Source organism: Paenibacillus terrae HPL-003 (genome assembly GCF_000235585.1).
In the GTDB taxonomy this organism is placed as follows: domain Bacteria; phylum Bacillota; class Bacilli; order Paenibacillales; family Paenibacillaceae; genus Paenibacillus; species Paenibacillus terrae_B.
Genome location: NC_016641.1, coordinates 2081729 through 2104849 on the forward strand (window position 1 = coordinate 2081729; position 23121 = coordinate 2104849).

General features: G+C 46.9%; 17 protein-coding genes and 3 riboswitches. Of the genes, 6 read left to right on the forward strand and 11 right to left on the reverse strand.

The features are described from left to right. Window positions 1-52: 52 nt before the first annotated feature. Window positions 53-2389, forward strand: a complete 2337-nt coding sequence (locus HPL003_RS09580; protein ID WP_014279416.1) for an Ig-like domain-containing protein — start codon at window positions 53-55, stop codon at window positions 2387-2389. A gap of 159 nt (window positions 2390-2548) precedes the next feature. On the opposite strand, the gene sdaAA is transcribed toward HPL003_RS09580, so the two are convergent. Next, window positions 2549-3448, reverse strand: a complete 900-nt coding sequence (sdaAA, locus tag HPL003_RS09585) for an L-serine ammonia-lyase, iron-sulfur-dependent, subunit alpha (RefSeq protein ID WP_014279417.1) — start codon at window positions 3446-3448, stop codon at window positions 2549-2551. Beyond that, window positions 3438-4127 (reverse strand): L-serine ammonia-lyase, iron-sulfur-dependent subunit beta, encoded by a 690-nt coding sequence (gene sdaAB, locus HPL003_RS09590; protein WP_014279418.1) that lies wholly within the window; start codon window positions 4125-4127, stop codon window positions 3438-3440. Before sdaAB ends, sdaAA begins: the two co-directional genes overlap by 11 nt. Window positions 4128-4335: 208 nt before the next feature. Next, a riboswitch (glycine riboswitch) is annotated at window positions 4336-4449 on the reverse strand. A gap of 213 nt (window positions 4450-4662) precedes the next feature. Between sdaAB and HPL003_RS09595 the strand changes: the two genes are divergently transcribed. Beyond that, on the forward strand, window positions 4663-6267 hold the full coding sequence (locus tag HPL003_RS09595) for a DUF6359 domain-containing protein (protein WP_014279420.1): 1605 nt from the start codon (window positions 4663-4665) through the stop codon (window positions 6265-6267). 346 nt (window positions 6268-6613) lie between these two features. Here the strand turns inward: HPL003_RS09595 and HPL003_RS09600 are convergent, their stop codons facing one another. Genes HPL003_RS09600 through HPL003_RS09615 form a run of 4 tightly spaced genes read right to left on the reverse strand, consistent with a single transcriptional unit; the run spans window position 6614 to window position 9592 of the window. Next, the gene (locus HPL003_RS09600; protein WP_014279421.1) at window positions 6614-7264 is read right to left on the reverse strand and encodes an amino acid ABC transporter permease; all 651 of its coding nucleotides are present in this window, start codon (window positions 7262-7264) and stop codon (window positions 6614-6616) included. A gap of 14 nt (window positions 7265-7278) precedes the next feature. After that, window positions 7279-7938, reverse strand: coding sequence for an amino acid ABC transporter permease (locus HPL003_RS09605; RefSeq protein WP_014279422.1), 660 nt, complete (start codon window positions 7936-7938; stop codon window positions 7279-7281). 18 nt (window positions 7939-7956) lie between these two features. After that, a complete protein-coding gene (locus HPL003_RS09610; RefSeq protein ID WP_014279423.1) occupies window positions 7957-8787 on the reverse strand; it encodes a transporter substrate-binding domain-containing protein in 831 nt (276 codons plus the stop codon). Between the two features lie 46 nt (window positions 8788-8833). After that, on the reverse strand, window positions 8834-9592 hold the full coding sequence (locus HPL003_RS09615; RefSeq protein ID WP_014279424.1) for an amino acid ABC transporter ATP-binding protein: 759 nt from the start codon (window positions 9590-9592) through the stop codon (window positions 8834-8836). Between the two features lie 308 nt (window positions 9593-9900). On the opposite strand from HPL003_RS09615, the gene HPL003_RS09620 reads away from it, so the two are divergent. Beyond that, window positions 9901-10365 carry a cupin domain-containing protein gene (locus HPL003_RS09620; RefSeq protein WP_014279425.1) on the forward strand — a complete coding sequence of 155 codons (465 nt, stop codon included), beginning with the start codon at window positions 9901-9903 and terminating at the stop codon, window positions 10363-10365. A gap of 81 nt (window positions 10366-10446) precedes the next feature. Here the strand turns inward: HPL003_RS09620 and HPL003_RS09625 are convergent, their stop codons facing one another. The 5 genes from HPL003_RS09625 to HPL003_RS09645 all read right to left on the reverse strand — a co-directional run bounded on the left by HPL003_RS09625 (window position 10447) and on the right by HPL003_RS09645 (window position 17913). Next, window positions 10447-11148: a GGDEF domain-containing protein gene (locus HPL003_RS09625; protein WP_014279426.1), complete on the reverse strand. Its 702-nt coding sequence runs from the start codon at window positions 11146-11148 to the stop codon at window positions 10447-10449. Between the two features lie 52 nt (window positions 11149-11200). Further along, window positions 11201-11851 (reverse strand): class D sortase, encoded by a 651-nt coding sequence (locus tag HPL003_RS09630; protein ID WP_014279427.1) that lies wholly within the window; start codon window positions 11849-11851, stop codon window positions 11201-11203. A gap of 104 nt (window positions 11852-11955) precedes the next feature. Beyond that, window positions 11956-15528 (reverse strand): LPXTG cell wall anchor domain-containing protein, encoded by a 3573-nt coding sequence (locus HPL003_RS09635; RefSeq protein ID WP_014279428.1) that lies wholly within the window; start codon window positions 15526-15528, stop codon window positions 11956-11958. A 367-nt stretch (window positions 15529-15895) separates the two neighbouring features. Then, window positions 15896-16711 carry a transglutaminase-like domain-containing protein gene (locus tag HPL003_RS09640; protein WP_014279429.1) on the reverse strand — a complete coding sequence of 272 codons (816 nt, stop codon included), beginning with the start codon at window positions 16709-16711 and terminating at the stop codon, window positions 15896-15898. Window positions 16712-16724: 13 nt separating this feature from the next. Further along, window positions 16725-16806, reverse strand: a riboswitch (cyclic di-GMP riboswitch). Window positions 16807-16847: 41 nt separating this feature from the next. Continuing rightward, window positions 16848-16928, reverse strand: a riboswitch (cyclic di-GMP riboswitch). Window positions 16929-17025: 97 nt separating this feature from the next. Beyond that, window positions 17026-17913: an AraC family transcriptional regulator gene (locus tag HPL003_RS09645; RefSeq protein ID WP_014279430.1), complete on the reverse strand. Its 888-nt coding sequence runs from the start codon at window positions 17911-17913 to the stop codon at window positions 17026-17028. A gap of 638 nt (window positions 17914-18551) precedes the next feature. On the opposite strand from HPL003_RS09645, the gene HPL003_RS09650 reads away from it, so the two are divergent. Genes HPL003_RS09650 through HPL003_RS09655 form a run of 3 tightly spaced genes read left to right on the forward strand, consistent with a single transcriptional unit; the run spans window position 18552 to window position 23058 of the window. Beyond that, window positions 18552-19808 (forward strand): DUF445 domain-containing protein, encoded by a 1257-nt coding sequence (locus tag HPL003_RS09650; RefSeq protein WP_014279431.1) that lies wholly within the window; start codon window positions 18552-18554, stop codon window positions 19806-19808. Between the two features lie 41 nt (window positions 19809-19849). Continuing rightward, window positions 19850-19990, forward strand: a complete 141-nt coding sequence (locus HPL003_RS28860; protein WP_158308732.1) for a hypothetical protein — start codon at window positions 19850-19852, stop codon at window positions 19988-19990. Then, window positions 19987-23058, forward strand: coding sequence for a hybrid sensor histidine kinase/response regulator (locus HPL003_RS09655; RefSeq protein WP_014279432.1), 3072 nt, complete (start codon window positions 19987-19989; stop codon window positions 23056-23058). The genes HPL003_RS28860 and HPL003_RS09655 overlap by 4 nt, the downstream gene beginning before the upstream one ends. Window positions 23059-23121 lie beyond the last annotated feature (63 nt).

The following is a 23121-nucleotide window of genomic DNA, read 5'->3' on the forward strand; positions in this document are numbered from 1 at the left end:
GGATTTTGCGAAATCCTTAATTTTAAGTTTTGAAATGGGAGGGAATTAGATTTTGAAGAATAGGTGGTCTGGTTTTCTGGCGTTGGTCATCCTGATCTCAAGCTTTACATCATATGCAGGGTTTGCACACGCTGCTGATCTGGTGCTTTCCAAGATTGTCCTTTCCTCTAACGAGGTAACTGTGCAGCAGGGAGATACGGCTGCATTGACGGCTACAGCTATTTATACGGATGGGACGACTTCCAATGTAACCGTAAGCACGGATTGGAAAAGTGATAATACTGCTATTGCTACGGTATATAACGGTACAGTTTCTGGTAAGGGCGAAGGGGATGCGACTGTGGTTGCGACCTATAAAGATAAGATACAATCGGTTCAGGTACATGTAACGAAAAAGGTTAAGGCGCTCACATCCAGTGTGCAAAGCCTGAACTTGCGTTCAAGCGGCACAGGACAGGTTGATCTGACAGCGACTTACAGTGATAACACGACGGCTCAGGTATCGGGTGATGCGACTTGGACCTCGGATAATCAAAAGGTGGCTACCGTTGTTAACGGATTGGTTACCGCTCAGGGAGCAGGTACAGCCAATATTAAGGCCGTATACGGACAACAGACCGTAACGATTGCTGTGCAGGTAGAACAAGTTAAACGTTTGGATGTCAGTTCATCAGAGGTTTCCCTTTTGTTGAAGGATACCGAGAAGGTTAAACTGACGGCGACATTCCCGGATGGAACGGTGCAGGATGTTACTGATTCGGCAGACTGGAGCTCCAGCAATGCAGCCGTGGCGGATGTACTGAAAGGCACCATTACCGGCTACAGCGCGGGTAAAGCGACGATTACAGGTAAATACGGTACGATGTCCGCTACCATTTCGGTGGATGTTGATCAAACGAATAAGCTGAAAGCCAGCGAATCCAATATTTTTCTCCGTTTGGATGAATCCAAGAAAATACAGGTTTCCGCTGTTTACCCAGATGGAACGGTAACGGATATCACAGATAAAGCCGCTTGGACATCAAGCGACGAGAAAATTGCGACAGTGAATAAAGGAACGATTATGGCGATTGGAGCGGGTTCAGCTACGGTGACCGCTAAGTATGGCGATAAGACAGTTTCGATTAAAACAGACGTTGAAACCTCCAGATATCTCGATTTGAGTGAGGACAAGCTGAGCCTGAATGCCAAAGAAACCAAAAAGCTCAAGCTGACCGCTACGTACGTAACAGGTACGGAAGAAGATATTACAAGCAAGGCAGATTGGAAATCCAGCAATGAAGATATTGCATTTGTCAGTAAGGGTGAAGTAACGGGCTATAAAACAGGTGAGGCAACGATCACTGCTTCTTATGGCGGCAAAACAGTCACAGCGACGGTATCTGTGAATGTGCCTGGTGACCTGTCCCTGTCCTCCAAAACCGCAACGATTGATATTGATGAGGACTATGCTGCGACCCTGACCGCTACGTATGCGGATGGTCGTAAGGACGATGTGACACAGGATGCGGAATGGACCTCAAGTGCGGAGGATATTGCTTCCGTATCCAAAGGAACAATTACGGGTAAATCAGCCGGTAAGGCGGTTATTACAGCAACCTACAACGGCAAAAAACTGACGATAAACGTACAAGTGGGCCTTGTAGACCGTTTGGAAACAGACACACGCGTAATTGCACTCGGTGCCCAGGAAACGAAGCAGTTGAAGGTTACAGGCGTCAAGAGTGGCGGTACAAAAACAGATGTAACCAAGGATGCCACCTGGACTACCAGCAATGTGAAAGTGGTCGAGGTTAGCGAGGGCTTGATCAAAGCGAATGGCAGCGGTAAGGCTACTGTTACAGCTTCTTATGGCAAGCAAAGCATTACATTTACAGTAGAAGTGGATGTAGCGCAACAGATTGAGGCGGATGCTATCGCATTATCGCTTAAATCCGGAGATCAAAAAACCATCGCAATTGTGGTCAAATCCAGTGATGGCAAAGAAAAGGACGTTACGGCCCAAGCCGAATGGAAAACGTTAAATTATAAGGTAGCTACAGTCAAAAAGGGCCAGGTTACCGCAGTAAGCTATGGTAAAACTAATATTCAAGCGAAGTTTGGCGGGAAATATATCACTGTACCTGTGGATGTCGATACGCTTAAATATTTGCAAACCGACGAAGTCTCGCTGAATTTGAAAGCAGGACAGGTAGCTAAGGTTACGGCTACAGCTACGTACAAGGATGAGTCGGAGAAGGATGTATCCAAGCCGGCAGTCTGGTCCTCGTCCCGAATTATTGTTGCCACGGTCAAAGACGGCAGCATTAAGGCACAGGGTAAAGGTAAAGCTGTGATTACCGTGAAATATGCAGGAAAAACAACGAAGGTACAGGTAAATGTGCAGTAAGCTGCCCTTTTTTCGGGGAGGTATATTGATGTGATCTGTAACGGAGTGAAGGGTAAGAAAAGAGCAAGCATACGTCTAAGGACGACATGCTTGCTCTTTTCTTTATAAGGCGACTGTTTCTCTTCCCATGTGTTATTTGGGGTGGCAGTCGCCTGAAAGCTATGACTTATCCTTCTTGGCTGGTATGTTGCGCGTAAGCGACTCCGTCAGACGCTTGCCGGTCGGCGTTTGGGCCAGGCCGCCTTTGGCGGTCTCGCGGTGCTTGGACGGCATCGCGCTGCCGACTTCGAGCATCACGTCGATGACTTCGTCAGACGGGATGGCGCTGCGCACACCCGCCAGAGCCATATCCGCGGCGGCAAGCGCGGTCACAGCCCCCAGCCCGTTGCGCACGATGCACGGAATCTCCACAAGTCCGGCGACGGGGTCGCAAATCAGGCCGAGCGTGTTCTTGAGCGCGAGGCCCACTGCATGGATGGCCTGCTCTGGCGTACCGCCGCGCAGCTCGACCATAGCACCTGCGGCCATCCCGATGGCTGAGCCGATCTCGGCCTGACAGCCTCCCTCCGCACCGGAGATGAAGGAATTGTTGGCGATGACGTAGCCAATCGCTCCAGCCGCGAACAGTCCGCGCACCATATGCTCGTCATCCCAGCCGAACCGCTCCTGCGCGCTGATGAACACGCCGGGGATGACCCCGCATGAGCCTGCGGTGGGCGTGGCGACAATGCGCCCCATAGACGCATTGACCTCCGATACGGAGAGGGCATACGCCATGGCGAGTGCCGAGGCATCGCCGGAGCAGGTTTCTCCAGCACGCAAATATTCCGCCAGGCGTTTGCCGTCGCCGCCCGTCAATCCGCTGCGGGATACAGTATCTTGTGTTTGTCCGCGATGAACGGCCTCCTTCATGACTTCATAATAATCAGACATTTGGCGGAAGATCTCTTCCTCCGGTGTGTTCGTCTCTTGTACCTGTTCCTTGATCATCAGGCGACCAATCGTAGTGGATTCCTCTACGCACAAGGCACCTAATTCATGCAGATGGCTAAACCGCATCGGATTCAGCTCCTTTTTTCAAATTAATCATTTTGATTTCATACATATGAGGCAAAGCCCGCAATTCAGTAATTAATTCAGCCGGAGCGGGGCTATCGGTTTCAATGGCAGTGAGCGCTTCACCATCCCGGCCTTTGCGATCCACGTGCATATAGGCAATGTTAATGTGAGCCGCTCCCAGCGCTGAAGTCACCGCGCCCAATGTTCCGGGCTTATCCGAGTGAAGAAGCACCAGCGTAGGCAACTCTCCGGTTAGATTGACCCGGAATTCGTTGAGTTGCTGAACATGAATGCTTCCGCCGCCGATGGAGGAGCCTAGCAGCGTGCGCTGATCTTCACCCTTCCATAGCTCGAAGCGGACCGTGTTCGGATGGGGGGCGGGCAGTCCGCTGACAGCGAACTCCACTTCCATCCCGGCCTGCTCTGCACATTGCTCGGCATCCGGAATCCGGTAGTCGTCTGTATCGTAATTCAGCAGTCCGGCAATGAGTGCCAGGTCTGTGCCGTGTCCCTTGTACGTATCGGCAAATGAGCCGTACAGCGTCATGCGGGCGCGGTCAGGTTGTACACCGAGCCAGTGCCGAGCAACACGTGCGAGCCGCACCGCGCCTGCGGTATGTGAGCTGGAGGGTCCGGTCATAGCCGGACCGATAATGGAAAATACATCTTTGAAACGCATGGTGTGGCCCCCTGTATGTTCTAATACCAAGTATATGGTGCTGTCGCGCCTTTGCGCGGGTGTGACGGTTTCTAATGCTGACGCAGCATGTAAGCACAAAAAAGGACAGGATAAGGAAATTTCCCTTATCTCTGTCCTCGTTACCTGAGAGTTTCGTGCGGTGTATACCGCCTTACCCCTTGGGTGGCTTGCGCTCTCTCCAGAGTTGCGTCAGATGACGATACATGGACCTGAGAGATTATCCGCCAGCCGGGTGCTGACGTCTTGCTCCTTCGGTGCTGCCGGGATGTGATTCCCAGACAGGCTCTCCCGTCATCTTCATTCGCGTATACCGTTCAACCATTCCTCCTAAGCGTAATGTATGCCATGCCCGGTGTCAATCACAGGTTGAAATTTTACAGAATCAGGTACCTTCTCGATAAAAAAGATTAAATTTTACATAATTATGGATGAAAGCAGGAAGGAATTAGAAGGTTTGTAGCTAATCTGATAGAGGACAATCTAATTTATGGAATAATAGGAGGGACATTTACGTATGGCAAAAGGTTTCCGGTTCACAGGCTCACGCTTGAAAAGAACGCTGCATCTGGCGGCAATTGTATCACTGCTGGTAGGGCTCTTCGTTCCATTCGGTCAGGTCAATGCGGAGGGCGCATTGACGGTAGCGGAAGCGCTTCAGCGCCAAAGCAGCGGAGGTACGGTGACGGTAGAAGGCTACGTCGTCGGACATGCCACCGGATCGAAAACGGCTAATTTCTCTGCCCCATTTGCAAATGATTTTAACGTACTGATTGCGGATCAGGCGAGTGAACGCAATACGTCTAATCTATTAAATGTGCAACTGACATCCGCGTATAGAGGACAATTTGGGCTGTCAGGCCATCCTGAGCTGATCGGCAGCAAAATCCGCGTGACGGGTGCGCTGGGTGCCTATAACAATTTTGGCGGAGTGAAAAGCCCAAGCGCTCTGGAACTGGTGAGCGGAAGCGAGCCTGGGAATCCTGGTGAACCTGGCGAACCTGATCCTGGTACCCCAGGTCAACCCGGTACGACATTACCGGATGGAAAAGGCAAAAAAGTGCTGTTCGATAATACGCATGCACAGACAGCCGGAGCGGCGGATTGGGTTATAGAGGGAGCCTTTTCCGATTTTGCGGGCGGACTGCGTAATGCTGGTTTTACCGTGGACCAGTTGAACCGTTCCATTCCTTTTACCTATGGCGAGCAGGCTATAACGTACGACAAGCTACGCCCATATGATGTGTTCATCATTGGTGAAGCCAATGTTGCCTTTAAGGCATCCGAGCAAGCTGCTTTGGTTCAATATGTGAAGAATGGAGGCAGTATTTTCTTCATTTCTGACCACTACAACGCTGACCGGAACAAAAACCGTTGGGATTCCTCTGAGGTTATGAACGGCTACCGCCGTGGAGCCTATTCCAATCCGGCCAAAGGGATGACTACAGAAGAAGCTGCATCACCAGCTATGCAGGGATTAACCAGTTCCGACTGGCTGGCAACGAACTTTGGCGTTCGTTTCCGCTACAATGCACTCGGTGACGTGAATGCTACCGATATCGTAGCGGCAGATCAATCCTTCGGCATTACGAAGGGTGTACGTTCGATTGCAATGCATGCTGGTTCTACATTGGCGATTATGGATCCGACCAAGGCTAAAGGAATCGCTTATATTCCTACAGGCACGAAAAAATGGGGCAATGCCGTGGATCAGGGTGTCTATAACGGCGGGGGCCGTGCTGAAGGGCCTTATGCTGCTGTTGCCAAGGTAGGTCAGGGCAAGGCAGCGTTTATCGGTGATTCTTCGCCAGTTGAGGATGCTACGCCAAAATATGTGCGTGAGGAGAACGGACAGTCGAAGAAGACGTACGATGGTTTCAAGGAAGTCGACGATTCTACCTTCCTGGTACAGACGGTCCAATGGCTCGCATGGAAGCAGGACTACACGAAGCTGTCCGATGTAGCGGGTCTGACTCTGGACCAACCGACGAAGTTGCTGCCGTTCGAGGAGCCGGCGGCTTCTACGGAACCGCAGGCTGAGCCTTGGGCTGCTCCGGCAGCGGGCTACAAATGGTACGATCCAAGAACGTTCAAATCCGGCTCTTATGGAGCGGCTTCGTAACTAACGAAGAAAGTACAATATGAGCTGTACCAGCCAGTCGCCTGATCCCTTTAAGGGGATCAGGGGGCTTTTTTTTGTGATGAAAATTAACCTGTGGTTGGTTATTTCATTACATTTTGTGCCAGGAAGGTCGCGCTACTGCTGAATCATTGGTATTTTCAATGATCATGATAGTCTATTCTTAATTGATATTCCCATATACTGGTGATAGGATAAGCTCAAATTATTCCGACTAAAATGGTGCGTAATGTTCATGAGAGGTTTAACATCAAGCGTGGCACGGATAAGCAGGACAAGGCCATGGAGAATGGAGGAAGCATATACATCAAGCTATGCGTGCTGAATGCTAATGAGTGCGCACCTCCAGCCTGCGTGCAATCAGCGACATGCTGTAATTGACAGCGAAGTACAGGAAGGCGGCGAACAACAGAGCGGGAATGACGAAGGACTGATTTTGACCTCCGACAATCTGAATGTTATGTGTCAGCTCCGGCAGACTGATAATGACCGCGAGCGAAGTATCCTTGAACAGGGAAATGAACTGGCTGACGATGGGCGGCACCATGCGGCGGAGCGCTTGGGGCAGAATGATATGCCATAACGTTCTGGAATAGCTCAGCCCGGAGGACCGTGCGGCTTCGATCTGCCCTTTATGAATGGAGTTCAAACCGCTACGGACAATCTCAGCGATCATGGCACCCTCGAAGATCGACAGGCCCGTAATGGCCGCCCATTTAAGTGAAATGGAAAGACCAATGGACGGTAAGACCATACCGATGAAGAAAATAATGAGCAATAACGGAAGATTGCGAATCAGATCAATCAAAAAGGCCGCCATCTGTGAAATGACAGGTAAACGCGTATAACGCAGGATACCGAACACGATACCAAGCGCGAAGCTGAACACGATGGAGTAAACGGAGACCTCCACCGTCAGCAGGAAGCCCTCCAGTATAAAACGCACATTAGGCCATGCAAACATTCCACTAAAATCCATACGGGCTTCCCTCCTTAGGATGTTTTGGACAGGCGACGTTCCATATACAGAACAAGAAAGCTGAGCGGAACCGTCAATGTAAGGTATAACAACGCTGTAATGGCATAGACGGTGATGGGCATAAAGGTATCCGAGTTAATCAGATCCGAGTAATACATCAGGTCTAGTCCGGCTACTATGGCTAGTACGGAAGAGTTTTTGACCAGATTGATGAACTGGTTGCTAATCGCAGGCAGTACAATTTTAATCGCTTGTGGCAAAATAATACTAATCATCGTCTGGTTGTAGCTCAGTCCGGAGGAACGCGCAGCTTCAAATTGCCCCTTCGGTACAGACTGGATGCCAGCACGTATCGCTTCTGCAATAAAGGAGGCTGTGTACACGGTCAAGCCAAGCGTTCCAGACACAAAACCGTCCAAAGGAACGCCCAACGTGGGAAGTCCGAGATAAAAGAACAGCACCACAATCAGCAACGGGATATTACGAATGACCTCTACATAGACAGTTCCAATCCAGTTAAGCCATCTAAAGGGAGCGATTCGGAGGATAGCGATGATCGCCCCCAGAATAAAGCTTCCGATCAAGGCAATGACACTGGCTTGAACGGTATGAAGCAAGCCTTCTCTGAAGCGCTCGCTATGGTCGAAAAGTACGTTGATATCAAAAGTAAGCATCTGCGGATGACACCCCCATTATTCGGGTTTAACCCCGAGCCATTGCTCGTGGAGCTTATCGTATTCACCGTTGCTTTTCAGTTCCTTGAGCGTATCGTTAATGGCTTGCAGCAGTTCGGTTTGCCCCTTCTTCACCGCAATGCCGTAAGGCTCCTCGGTGAAGTTCCCACCTACGAGGGTGTAATTCGGATCCTGCTGTTGCATGCCGAGCAGAATAGAGTTATCGGTAGTCAACGCCTGCCCTTGACCTGCCTTGAGCGCGTTGAATGCATCCTGGTAGTTTTCGAACTCCAGTATAGTCGCTTTGGGTGCTTTTTCGCGGATATTTTTTGCGGAGGTGGAGCCTTTAACTGCAAGTACCTTGGTAGCCGGGGTCAGGGACTCCAGACCGGTAATCGGGCTTCCTCTTTTCACGAGCAGGGATTGCCCGGCGTTAAAGTAGACATCGCTGAAATCGACCTGCTTTTTACGTTCGTCCGAAATGGTCATGGTTGCGATAATGGCGTCGATGTCCCCGTTTTGCAGCAAGGTGATTCGTGTTTTGGACGTGACTTCCTTCAATTCAAGCTTGGTTTCGTCTCCAAAAATATGCTTGGCTACCGCCTTGGCAATGTCGATATCAAAGCCTTCTACTTTCCCGGTAGCCGGGTCTTTCAGACCGAACAGCTTGGTGTCGTATTTCACACCAACAACCAGTTTACCACGTTGCTTGATGGCTTCCAGCCCGTTGGCTGCCGCCGCCTCATTTCCCGACGTTGCCGTTCCTTGCTTGCCTCCACAGCCAGCCAAAACGAGTAGGCAGGACAGCATAAGCAGCATAAGGGCACTCCATGAATATCTTTTTTTCATTTGAACAATCCCCTTTCGATTTGCACTCTGAATTTTAAAGGTCTGCTTAATGATGAATTAGACGGCTCAGGAACAGGCGCGCCCGCTCTTCACCCGGATTCTGAAAAAACTCGGCAGGCTGACTGTCTTCTAAAATCCGTCCTTTGTCCATGAAAATGACGCGATCCGCTACTTCCCGGGCAAAGCCCATTTCATGAGTCACAATGACCATGGTGATGCCCTGATGGGCAAGCGAACGCATAACATCCAGTACCTCTCCGATGGTTTCGGGATCAAGAGCGGAAGTAGGTTCGTCAAACAGCATAATTTTTGGATTCATCGCGAGGCCACGGGCGATAGCAACCCGTTGCTGCTGCCCCCCGGACAATTGGGCGGGATAGCTCTGGGCCTTTTCCTCGATTCCAACACGCTTCAAATAGGTCATGGCTGTTTGGGTAGCCGCTTCCTTTGAGATGCCCAGCACCTTCATGGGTGCGAGTACAATGTTCTCAATCACCCTTTTGTGGGGATACAGATTAAAATGCTGGAACACCATACCGATATTGCGCCGGAAGGCGTTAATATCCATCTTTTTGTCATGTACAGGTATCTCGTTGACGATCAGCTCCCCGTCCGATATGGTTTCCAGACGGTTGATACAGCGTAGCAGGGTGCTTTTACCCGAGCCGGAGGGTCCGATGATCACGACGACCTCGCCCTCCTTAATCTGAAGATTGATGTCTTTAAGTACATGGAAGTGACCAAAATGCTTGTTGACGTTGCGAAACTGGATCAGAAGGCTCACCCCTTTCAGGCTTGGATACATAGCTTGGTAGATTGGCTGGCATGATCAAGCTCTATCAAAATTTCAAAATTTTCTCTCATGATACTATAAGCTTACAATAAAAAACAAGATTTTATGTCATAAAACTTAACGCATAATATATTTTTTATGTATCAATCCATGAGTAAATCGCTATTATCACATGAAAATGAGCATGAATGAACAAATTTGTGTCATTTTATTTGACATAAAATAACGTCCTTCGACATTCCAAGGGAGAAACGTGACAAAAGCAACGCTATGTTTTACAGTAGGGGAGAAGGAATTTAGGGTAAAGGAAGGTTAGTGCAATGACGAAAGCTATTTCACCGCTGGTAACCGCATTGGGCATGGAGCCCCATCCGGAAGGCGGCTGGTACAAAGAAATGTGGAAGTCCCATTTTCAAATTCCGAAGCCTGTACTGCCGGATGTGTATTCCGGTCCGCGCTTTGCGGCTTCATCGACGTATTTTTTGCTGCATCCGGGCGAGTTCTCCGAGTGGCATGTCGTGCATTCGGATGAGCTGTGGCTGTATCATAGCGGAAGCCCTGTGGAGTTGAAATTGGGGGGGAGCGGAGAACAACCTGGTGAAGAAACGGTGATTATCGTCGGTGCCGATGTGGAGGCAGGACAGCATCCACAAGCGCTGGTGCCGGGCACAGTATGGCAAACGGCGCGTCCGCTCGGGGATGAGCCTGTGCTGGTAACCTGTGTCGTTGCTCCGGGATTCCACTTTGACGATTTCAAGCTGATTGCAAAGGGTAAAACTGAATAAGGAAGTTTTTATTGGCGGGTATAATCTTGGATGAACAGGACTTGCCCGCCTGATTTGATGTTACGGGTATCTTTGTTAGTGTTAGAAAGTTGCCATTTGTTGTATACTTTGGACCTTTGTTTTTTTTCGAATACCTGCCGCAAGCTTTTTAACCCGTGCAGTACCGTATGATCTGACGTTTGATCCCTGTTTGATCTTCTGGTATACAGCATAGCAGTTTCTCCCCATTCGTTTGGCTTGGTACATGGCGATATCGGCCTCTTTCAGTAATGAAGGCAGAGGTTTCTTTGGAGAAGGATGCATGCTAATACCAATGCTTCCTGTAACTTGAAGGTTGATTCCCTGGATGTCATAAGGAACGCTGATTTTTTGCAGCAGCAGCCCTGCCAGAACTTTGACCTGATCAGCGTCATAATCCTTCATAATGAGCAGAAATTCATCTCCCCCGATGCGAAAAGCCTTCTGATTGGAGTTTGTCACCTGGAGTAAATGATCGCTTACCCGTCTGAGCAGCTTATCACCTATTTGATGCCCATATGTGTCATTAATGGCTTTGAATCCATCCAGATCAAGATACATAATAGCAATGCTCTCCTGTCTGTTGCTTCGTTTCCAAAATAGTTCAAGTGCATTCCGGTTGAACAGACCCGTTACAGGGTCCTGATAAGCAAGCTTCCGCAGTAAATTTCTTTCCATCATCACGGAACGTAAAAAAATAAACGTATATATCCACAGCGCCAGAGTCAGACCAATTAAAAATAAGGCTGTTAAAGATATACTCAATGGGGTCACCACCAATATAGTTTATAGGTTATTCCGCTATTCATTAGCGGTATTAGGACAGTTGTTTGGCATGAACGATGAGTCGATGAGTCGGGTTTACAAGAGGATCACAGGTAATTAATGTGAGGAGCTTTTGTTCCTTGCTGCTTTTTAAAACGGAGACGTTTGAAGGAGCGACAATTGAGATGTTGTAGACCTCGTACAAGTATTTTTCACTCCGAGTGTGAATAAGAATCTGATCTCCGATTTTCACTTCGTTTAGTCGGTTAAATAGACGTCCAGTCGTTCGTGAGCGATGAGCGGCTATGGCGGCATTCCCCACCTGGCCGAGTGCAGCAGTTTCCGACATATGTACGGCTGCATATCTCATATGCTCTCGGGTCGCACCTTCCAGTACAGGAAGCTCCAGATTGATTCGATCAATGCGTATTGTAGCGATTGGAGCTGGCTCTTGAGCCGATGAAGAGGGTTTGGTTTCAGACAATTGTGCTCCATCCGCTGCTGCGGTATTTGTCAGCCAACTGGACAAATGTGTATAGCCTTTAATCATTTCGGGAGTCAGTGTCGATTGATCTGTATTTGATAATGATTCAGCCTCTTGCAATAGCTCTTTTTGCTTCTGATTTTCCATCCATTCATTAGCGGTAGGAAATAACATGATGATGATTCCTAAAATGATGCTCACGTACGCCAGCTTACGCAATTGAAAAGCCTCCCTTTAACAGTAATCCAAAGAAGGACCATGTAAAATAATTCCCCTTCTCGCTAGTGATGAGCTGAGAAGGGGGGATTTTTGATTATAAAATGTTATTTATTTTTATGCGTTCGTCTATAGCCCAGATAGGCCCCCAGGAGAATTAAGAACATGCCACTTAAATAGAAGGGAGCAGGACTGTTTTCTCCTGTCTGTGGCAATGTATTCACCTTAGGTGTATGACTCGGATCGCTTGGCTCTTTAGGCTTTTCTGCCGGTAGGCGGATGACGCCCTTAGGTACTGGATCTTCTTCGATCTTCACGGGTGGAGAAGGCTCCTGGTGAGGATCGGTTTCTGGTGCCCCTGGCTGCGCCTCTACCTCAGGATCTACAGGTGGTTGCTCAATAATTGGAACGCCCAACGGGACATCCTCATCTTCGATGATTTGCGGCTCCTCGGTTGTTACGGGCGTAGCAGGCGTTACCGGAGGTTCAGTTATTTCAGGGTCCTTATCACGATTTTTGTCTGAGCCCGGATTCGTAGGCGTTCCTGGATTTGTAGGTGTACCTGGGTTTGTAGGTGTACCAGGATCAACAGGAGCCTCCTTTTTGTTGGTGATCACGATTTGTTTAATACCTGAGCTTTGTTTGATTGTTGCATCTATCTTGATTGCAGTTTTTGGCGCTGTTATTTTGTAGCCTTCAGGAGCAGTAAGTTCCTCCAGAATGTAGTCATCATAACTCAATGAAGAGAATACGATTTTTCCATCCGAATTGGTAGTTTGGACAAGAGGGGCTCTTTTCTGATCCTTGTCATAGAGTGCAAAACGTGCCCCGGGCAGTACCTTATTATGATCGTCCTCGTCAACCTTGGTGATCTCCAGGCTTCCCGTAACTCCACCTCCTGATCCTGAACCAGAGGATGTACGCACGATAATTTCTTTACTTGTTTCCCTGATTTCGGTGGTCAAACGGTCGCCCTCGAAATTAACCTTATTGCTGACTTTTGCCTTGTCTTCAGCTTGAATAAAGGATTGATATTCCAAGATATAGCCTGATGATATAGCCTTCGTAAAGGCAAGCTCAAAGGATTGCTGACCTTGAACATTCGTTGTTATTTTTAGCTTATAATCCTGATCCTTGACTAATTCAGTGTCCTTGACAGCTTCTCCGTTGGCAGATGCCTTGGTGGAATATAGATGAAAGGAATCCTCAATCAGAATTTGATTATTGCTGGGCGTATCCACGATTCTCGCGTTGGAGACATAGGATTGCCCTTCATTGATATGGATATTCCAATCGATTTTATTTCCATTCTGAGCCCCGGATTTCGTGACGTATTCTCCACCGTGAGGCACGGTCACTTTGGCTGCCCATTCCGAATCTACATTTTTTCCATCCATAAGCTGAGCGTTATTGTTAATCTCTTTATCAATAAGCTCTCCTTCCAATGTCGTTTGGAAAGTGATCCAGTAAGGAGAGTTGATGGACTGGTTAAACCGGACGCTCAGTTCATTGTTGTTATCGGCGGAAGGTAAAACAAGAGTGTATTGGCTCGAAGGTACTTCGGCTCCCTTTTGTACCCCATTCCACCATCCGAGCAGGGTCATATCGTACACTTTAACGGAACCTGGCACCAGTTTTTGGCCTTGTAATAATGTATCCCTTATTTCAGCATGATTCAGAGTTTTGCGGTTATAGTTGGCCTTAATGTCCCATGTAATTTGCTTGGAGCTGGCATTGTAACTACCTGACTTAGCCCCATTTTGCTGGGTCATATTGTCCGGCCATAATCGAGCTTCGGCCTCCGCGCTTTGTGTTGTTCCGTTGTATAACCAAGTGATAGAGGCTTTGTTCCAAAAGTCCGGCTTGGTTTTGTCGATTTTCCATTCGTTGTTAAATGTAGTTGTATAACTGATTGTATACGTGTCTTGGATCGTTTTATGAAAACGTATCGTGAACCCTTTTTTATAATCCAGCGTAAGAGGGATCAGCTCATAGTCCGTCGGCGATGTTAGTGTTGTTTTTCCGTCCGCGCTTTGGATCTTCAATGTGTTCGGCAATAACGCCAGACCGCCGTTCGGAAAGGCATCGTCGATAACGACCTGGTCCATTGTATACTTATCCGCATTAATGGAAATGACCCAAGGAATCGTTTTGGTGTTATAGTTCGGCTCCTTATAGCCCTTGGTAATAATTACACTTTTCAGCTCTGTGGTCGTTTCTTTTGTTACTCCATCGGATGTTACACGGTTCGTTATTTTGCCATTTTCAAGTACACGATCTATGGCCTTGGTTTGGTAACGGATTGTATACGGAGCATCAATATCCGTATTGAAAGACAGATTGAAGCCGTTGCTACCATTGTCGTCAATAACTGGAGTGACCATGTATTCCGATGAAGGAAGCTCCTCTTGCGTATCCCCTTTATACACTTTAAGTGAGCCTGTGATGAATTGTTGGCTGTTATTAAAACGGTCACTCAATACTGCTTTAGCTGCAGGAATTTTTTTGTTGGCAAAATTATATTTGATTGCCCATGAAATCGTTTGTGTGACCGCATCGTATTGCTCCACTTTTTTGCTTAGAAAATCCCCACGTTTAATGGTAACTGTAGCTGATGCTGAGGTATCCTTCACATTGTCTCCTGAAAAAGTGGCCGTGTTGGAGAAACGAGTGTTCTCGCTAGTGATGTTCGTGGAATATTGAATCCGGTATGCGCTGTTAATACGCTCTTCGTTGAAGCGGATTCTAAAGCCCGTACCAGCCGGATCAGCTTCAACTGTATACTTATCTGCACTAACAGTGTCCCGCAGCACGGTGGTTCCGTCCACATTGATTTGTAAATGATACACCCGGATGGAGTCTCTGATTAGTTCCAATCCTTGGGGAGTTGGGTCGGTTATTACAGCGTGTTTTATAGGATCCAATTGTTTATTTACGTCAACTGTCCAATCAATCCCATTTTTGCCATCGAACTTTCCTTGCTTCTCCAAAGTCGAGCCGGCTGTAGGCTTAATATTTACGATAGCCGTTTGCTCGCCGCCTTGGATTGGAATCGCAATAATGACTTCTGTGCTACCTTTTTCTATTTGTTTGCTAAACTCAGTTTGGATCTCCAGCTTACCGCTGACATTAGAGTGGCTTTCCACGTAATCATTAAAGGTCATGATCACTTTACCTTGGCGGTCTACGGTAAAATGACCTACTTCCCCTTCCGTGTTCGTCAGAGGAGATGTGATGTCTGTGTAAATTTGAAATTGCTCAGGTAATTGAAAGGTAAAGGTGTCTCCAGCTTTATACGTATGGTTCGGCAGCTCCCATTCATAGCCTAAATGGATAGCGGAGCCAATATCAATACGACTATCGGGATTATACACCGCATCAATAACATTTCCAGTGGAATCTGTGAGAGTTAGCTTGGTTAAAATACTTTCCTGAGTTGTCCTCTCTACAGAAGTTGAGCCGGCAGTTGCCTCAATAGCTGGAGCCGGGATAGCAGGAGGGACGTTAATCGGCTCTGACGGTTTTGGATATACATCGTTAGTCACACTCTGAACCGGATCGGTTCCTGTGGGCACTGGCAGAGCAGAGTCGGGGTTTTGTGCATAGGCTTGTGTTGTACTGAATAAGCATTGCAAAAAGAGCAATAGCGCAACAATTGCTGTATTCCATTTTTTTCTCATACGTTAAACAAATCTCCTATTCTTAAAATACTTTTATTTAGCGGCTAATGGTTATTCCTTCGAGGCCGAGAGGGTTGTATTTATATATTCATCATTCATTCATATGATGCTAAGTTAGCCGCATTGAGCTTGATCAGATTTATGAAAATTCACATGCGAGGATGAATATCCCCTCCTTTTGTCCCGAAATTAGGATTATGGATTAGACCTCAATGTCTTTCTGGACTAGAATACATGCCACATCTCAACAATTTCTCAACAAGGATAGAAAAAGAGCCTTGATCTTATGATCAAGGCTCTACAAGAAATGTGGTTTTATTTCTTCATCTTTTATTTTTTAAAAATTATATTAATAAAAATATTGATATTAATATTGCTTTGTTTTAATGTATTTGGAGGGATCTTTGATCATTTCGGATTTTTGTTTACCCTTATACAGGGCTGCATCTACTGTAGTGTCTACGACCACCCACTGATTGTCGATGTAGACCTCATTCCAGGCATGGTAAGTGTCCACGTAGGAAGACTTGCCCATAACCAGCTTGGTTGGTACATCTACACTTCGTAACATAGCAGCCATCAGTGAAGCATAACCATAGCAAATATCTTTTTGTGAGCTTAACGTACGATCAATTTGCGGCAGATAGTCAGTCGTTAAGGCAAAGGCCTGATTGGAGTCATACTTGATATGACTAATGACGTAGTCATAAATTTTTTGAAGCTTCTCGCGATCCGTTGTAGCGCCTTGGGTTAATTCACGGGCTTTTTGAATCGCTTGGTTGGCATCGCTCCAGTCAATATTTTGAATGGAATTGAGATATATCGCTTTGCTATCGTTTAGCTTTAACTCGATCGTATCTTGTCCGATCACTTTATATTGATTACCACTAAGCTGTTCCAAAATACTAATGCTATAGTTCCCATTACCCATTTGGAGAGGAAATACTTCCTCAGATTTTCCGGGTGTCAGATTATAAGAGTATTTTTGCGCATCTTTGGTAACCAAAATCTTGGTTTTAATGTTAGGTTTAACAGGGTAACGCACACTGACCGTACCATGATTTACATTGTTTTGATCCAACCATGCAACACTATCACTATCAGCAGCGTAAGTTGTCGAATTTAAGAGTGTTGTGGACAACATGAAAAATAGAAGAAGTGCGGAAAATATCATTTTCCTCATAGAAAAACTTCCTTTCGGCGGCCAGGCTGCCATCTTAAAAAGAAGGCCCTATAGCTTTGCGTCCCTGCCTTTCGACAGGTTTGCTATTATCGTATAAAGTTTTTCAGGAAAAAAAGAACGACAAAAAGCCTCTCCAACCGGTAGCTGGCTGCCATCTTAAAAAGAAGGCCCTGTAGCTTTGCGTCCCCGCCTTTCGACAGGTTTGCCATTTATCCTGAACAGTCTATATCTATCATTCTATCAGTTGGGCTTCCGATCAGGCAAGCACAATCTCAGATTTTCTCTGTTTTTCAACAAAGTCGCGATAGATGAGTTTATAGTTTAGTTCGATTCCCCCATTTTTTGCGGAAGGAATGTGGGGTTTCTCCGACATGTTCCTTGAATAGGTTGATAAAATGGCTGGTGTTAGGAATACCTACAAACCGTGCGATATCCACAATGGATTCGTCACTGGTTTTAAGCCAGCCTTGAGCCGCTGTGATGCGGACATTAATGAGATAATCGATAGGAGAAAATCCGATCTGTTTCTTGAAGTTTTTAGCGAGATTGAATTTGTTTAACTCAAACATGTCTGCCAGCGAATCCAGCGTAATTCGTTCACTGTAGGAGCAATCCAAATATTGCTGAACCTTGCGTACTTCGGTGATCGTATCCGGGTTTACATACGGATGATCGTAGGGGTGCTGCAAAATATACGTCAGCAACTCACCGATGAGTCTGGATGTAAACAGCTCTGCAGTAAGAGTTCTATCAGATTGTACGCATAGCAGGGAACGCAGCTTGTCCAATATGGTGCATGGATCGTTGAGTGATATTACAGGCTTGTTGTGCTTGGCAAATTGATCATAAAAATTGTCGATCAGATTACCGTACACATTTACACTGATAAACTCCCATGCTTCATGACCAGCGGTGCTGTACTGTACGTATTCCTCACAATTAACGAAAAACATATCATGAGGCTTCAATATGTATTTTTTCTCCCGGTATAGCAATTCCCCTTGTCCTGATATCGTAAAAACGAGCAGAAACGAGGTGAGTTCCTTCCGTTCCATGGCATAAGCAGATGTTTTTTTGAAATAACCTATTTCCTGTATGTAAAAAAGAGATCGCTTAGCAAAAGCGGAGGGAGTACGTGCAATGACGACTGGATCGCTGCTCCAAGAGGTCCCATTCACGTTGTTTTTTTGGTCTGTTGTCATATCCAATTCCTTTACAAAAGATCAAATTTATCGAGCTAAACGCTGTTTGTTTAACAAATAAAATGGTGGTTTACACATGATTTCCTATTTATACGGTTTTATTTTATCACATCACATATATGCATGTAGCAAATTATATTTTGAATTATTTTCCATTCGAATTTAGGTGTACTATTATGGTGAAAATAGCCTCGTTTCCTCCATGTTTTTAACTCATTCCTCCATACGAAAAAGTTAAATTATGTTGAAAAAATTCGGAGATTCCATGGGTTCAATTCATTTCTGGAATAAAATCCGATAAAGGATGCTAAAGGTATTCTATGCCCATTCCACCTTCCAACACGCATATCCTTTCGTTTTGAAAAAAATGGGTCTTTGTTCTAGCGAAATAGTTCATTAGGCTTATCATGGAGAAAATTAGATTGGGTCCAATGTTGTGATATTGTTCACAATTATGTAGACGCACAAGGGGGATATATGAACTCTTTTTATGCTGATTAGTGTACTGTAAATATATTCAATAATATGATAAATGAAATAGAGTGCTTTTAGCTTTGGAATTCATACGGGCAATGATATGATGAGTAAAACAGATATAGGGCTTCACTTACTCGACAGTTAGTTTGGAGGATTATAGGATGGGAAAACCAAAAAATACGAAAACCGCAGCGGCTTGGTCGCTCGTTATTCTCGGAGCGGGCTTTGCAGCTATGTTGCCTTTTCAGCAATATGGCTGGGCTCGGTTGTTAGCAGGTGCTTTCGAGGCTGGACTTGTCGGAGGACTGGCGGACTGGTTCGCCGTCACCGCATTGTTCCGTCACCCGCTGGGCATTCCGATTCCGCACACGGCGCTTCTTCCCAAGAACAGGGATAAGCTGACGAATGCCTTGGTGAGTACGGTGGAAAATAACTTGCTGGGCAAAGACAGTATCGCATCTAAAATTTCCGATATCCGGCTGGCCGATTTGATGCTGGGCGGTGTGGAAAAGGGAATGCGCACGCAGGAAGCGGCTGCACCCATAGATGTTCTCGCCAAACGACTGGTCCGGTCGCTTCCGCTTGCGGAGCTGGCCCCGATAATCGCGGCCGAGATCAAGCGGCAGGTGACAGGCTTCGACGCCGGACCGCTGCTGGAGGAGCTTGCCCGTCAAACCAGTGAGAAGGGCTATGACCGCCGCGCGCTGGATTACTCGCTGGAGCAGGCTGAATCCTGGCTTTTGAAGCCGGAAACGGGCTACACGCTGGGTACCTTGGGAATGCAGGCCATTAGCGGTTTGCAAGTGAGCGGGCTCATGCAATTCGCCCTGAATGCGTTCCTTGGCTATCTGAACGAAGAGCGTATGGGCGAAATGATTCGCCATTTCCTGCTGGATCAGGTTACGGAGCTGCAAAGGGAAGAACATCCACGCCGTCAGGCCGTGCTGGACGGTCTGAAAACACAGCTTACCCGTCTAGCGACGAAAGATACGGTTCAGGAAGGATTGAACAGCTGGAAAAACAGTCTCGTGGATACCTGGGAAGGCGATGCGTCGGTGCTCCATAAGATGGAAGAGCTGCGCGTACGCTTATTGGACTATATGGAAGACGGCAGCTATGTGCCGACCTATATTTTGCCGCTACTGGATCGGATGCTGGCTGATTTGAGAGGGAATACCGAGCTGCTGGACAAGCTCAATTCTAGAATTGTGGCAGGCATTACCGGGCTGGTGGAAGCCAACCACAGTCGGATTGGTAATCTGGTACGCGAAAATGTAGATAAAATGGATAACGATTCCCTGATTGCTCTGATGGAAGACAAGCTGGGGCAGGACTTGCAGTGGATACGTATTAACGGCGCGGTTACGGGCTTCCTGATCGGTATTGTCCTGACAGGTATCCGTATGATGATCGGTTGATTCATTAGAGAAGATAATGCTACAGATAAGGTTGTGGAAGCATGAGAATTGAGGCTCAAGCGTTGATGGGTAAGCCGCACGCCACAGTAAATTATGTGTTGAATCACCATCCAATGCTGCTGGTTCGAATGAGAGCCCGGCAGAGTTACGTTGATGTATGGTACCGGATGACAAGTGGATGAGTAAGCAGAGATTTTTTTTAATTACGCTGTCATTCCTGATCGTGATTATCGGCCTGCGTATGCTGTGGTTTGATTATTACCATAATCAGGATTATCCACGGGCCAAGGCGGGAATTCTGGATCTGAGGGGCTTGAATTTGCAGGAGATGAAGACCCTACCATTAAATGGTGAGTGGGAGTTTTATCCGGGAACATTATCTTCCCCTGCTGAACTGAAGTCCTTATCTATGAAGAAGCAGCGTCAGACCATTCAGGTACCGGGATTATGGAGTGAGTCGGTATCTCCTGTGGATCATAAGGCATATGGGGTTGGAACTTATCGGCTGCTTATTTTGAGTGACAGGGCGGAGGATGCTTTATACGGACTTCGAATTGGGAGGATTAGTACGGCATCCAACATATTTGTCAACGGCCGTTTAGTTAGTCATAGCGGCCAGGTCTCTAACAAGGTCGAACAGCATACAGGATCAACCGTTCCGTTCTCTGCTATGTTTGATACGAACAGGCAGGCCATGGAGATTGTCATTCAAGTATCCAATTTTGACTTTCCTTCCAGTGGAGGGATTGTGAAGCCTATCATTTTTGGAAGCGCGGAGGCTGTGAATAGCCGAACCAACTTCGCGATCTCGATGCAAATTATGGTGTGTATTATTTTGCTGCTTCACGGGGTATATGTAGTCGTTATATTTTTTATGAATCCACAAAAGAAGGCGCTTCTGTATTTTGCGGGAATTGTAGTCTGTACGGTATTATCCATCCTGACAGACGATGACAAGCTTTTAATAGACTGGTTCCCCATCAGTGTGAGTCTTGCGTTAAAAATAACCATACTTTCCTATATAGGAATAGGTATGTGTGTACTGAAGCTGGTGCAGTCTCTGTTGGTTCGATCCCGCATCATTCAGATTGTTTTTATAGCCCACTGTTGTTTTGCGGTTACGGTTTTATTTGCATCTACATCCAACCTTTATGCATTTTTGTTGGCTCTTGTCGCATTCTCAGGCATGACCCTGTGTGTTACGGTTCCCACGGTTGCTTTTCTTGGAACATTCAGAGGGCAAAAAGAGGCTATTTTTCTGTTGCTCGCATCCCTTAGCATTGCTTCCAGCATATTGTGGGGCGTGTTCAAAACGAATGACCTCCCTTATTACCCTTGGGATATTGTGCTGGCCTTTGTGGCGTTTGCGTCCTATTGGTTCAAACGGTTTTTTAATACGAACGCCGAGCTGAGAAGGTTGACGGAGAGACTGCAGCGCGCTGATCAGGTGAAAAATGAATTTTTGGCCAACACCTCTCATGAGCTGCGAAATCCTCTGCATGGGATGATCAATATAGCACAGACCGTGCTGGAGAATCAGAATGGCGCCCTGGACGAGCCCAACAAGAGAAACATGCAATTGCTCGTTACGGTCGGTCGCCGTATGTCCTTATTATTGAATGATTTGCTGGATGTTACACGTCTGCGTGAAAAGGATATTCTTCTGGAAAAAAGAAGCTTGAAGCCCCAGGCTGTAGCCTCGGGTGTGTTGGATATGCTCCAATTCATGACAGATGGTAAACCGCTAAACATGGTAGTAAGCATCCCTGCTGATTTTCCAAATGTATTAGCGGATGAAAATCGGGTAATCCAAATCCTGTTCAATCTCCTTCACAATGCGGTCAAATATACTGCTGAGGGGACCATTTCCGTTCACGCACACATCCAGGGCGAAATGGCCAGTATTGAGGTTCGTGACACTGGCGTTGGGATGGATAAGGAGACGCAAAAGCGAATATTTCGTCCATATGAACAAGGAAATTCTCATTTGACGGTTATTGGGGATGGGCTTGGACTAGGGTTGAGCATTAGCAAGCAGTTGGTGGAGCTTCATGGGGGATCTCTGAGTGTAAGCTCTGAACTTGGGCAAGGCTCAACCTTTTCTTTCACGCTACCGCTTGATCCCTCACCTATCCCAGACGAATCACGAGATAACGGGAAGGTGCGTATGGATGAAGCGGCAGATACCGATTTTATAGCTTTGCAGAATGAAGCTGTGATGCAGGTTGCGGCAGGCTCTGCACGGTCGGCCATACTCGCGGTAGATGATGATCCGGTTAATTTAAGGGTGTTAGAGGGCATTCTCGCCTCGGAATCGGAGTCTTATGATCTTGTCACTGTAACCAGTGCCCAGGAGGCCCTGCATAGGTTGGATCATCGGGAATGGGATTTGATTATAGCCGATGTCATGATGCCCCAAATGTCGGGTTATGAGTTAACTCGGCGTGTGAGGGAATATTTTAGCATTTCCGAGCTGCCTGTGTTGCTGTTGACGGCACGTAGTCAGCAGGAGGACTTATATACGGGATTTCATGCTGGGGCCAACGATTATATTATGAAGCCTGTGGATTCCATGGAATTGAAATCCAGGGTCCGTGCCTTGACTGATGTTAAAAAGTCAGCAAGGGAGCGGCTGTGGATGGAAGCTGCATGGTTACAGGCGCAAATCAAACCTCATTTTTTGTTTAACACCTTGAATACCATTGCATCCTTAAGTCATGTGGATCACGCCAGAATGGTGAATCTTATTGAGGAGTTCGGTAAATATTTAAGATCAAGCTTCAATCCTCAAAATCTTGATAGAGTCGTATCACTGGAATACGAGCTTGTACTCCTGAAATCTTATCTTTATATAGAGAAGGAGCGTTTTGGGAATAGACTAGATATTGTATGGGAAGTAGACGAACAGGTGTCCTTGCTTCTGCCGCCGTTGTCCATTCAGCCACTTGCGGAAAATGCGATTAGGCATGGTATCATGAATCGAATAGATGGAGGAACATTGTGCATTCGAATTCAGCAGCAGGAGGATGGTACAGAAATAGCCATTATGGATGACGGTGTGGGCATGAGTCAGGAGGAGCTGGATCGTCTGCTGGATCCTCAGCAAGAACAGTATAGCGGGATTGGATTACGGAATACGGACCGACGTCTGAAGCAAGTATTCGGTAAGGGGCTGTATATTAGTAGTCATTCCAATCAGGGTACAACGGTGAGCTTCCATGTTCCCCGGGCACAAAGGCAAGAAACTTAATATCTCTGTCCCGTAGGACCTCATACAGAACGAGGCGAAGTAAGTGCCGGTTCTGATGGGGTT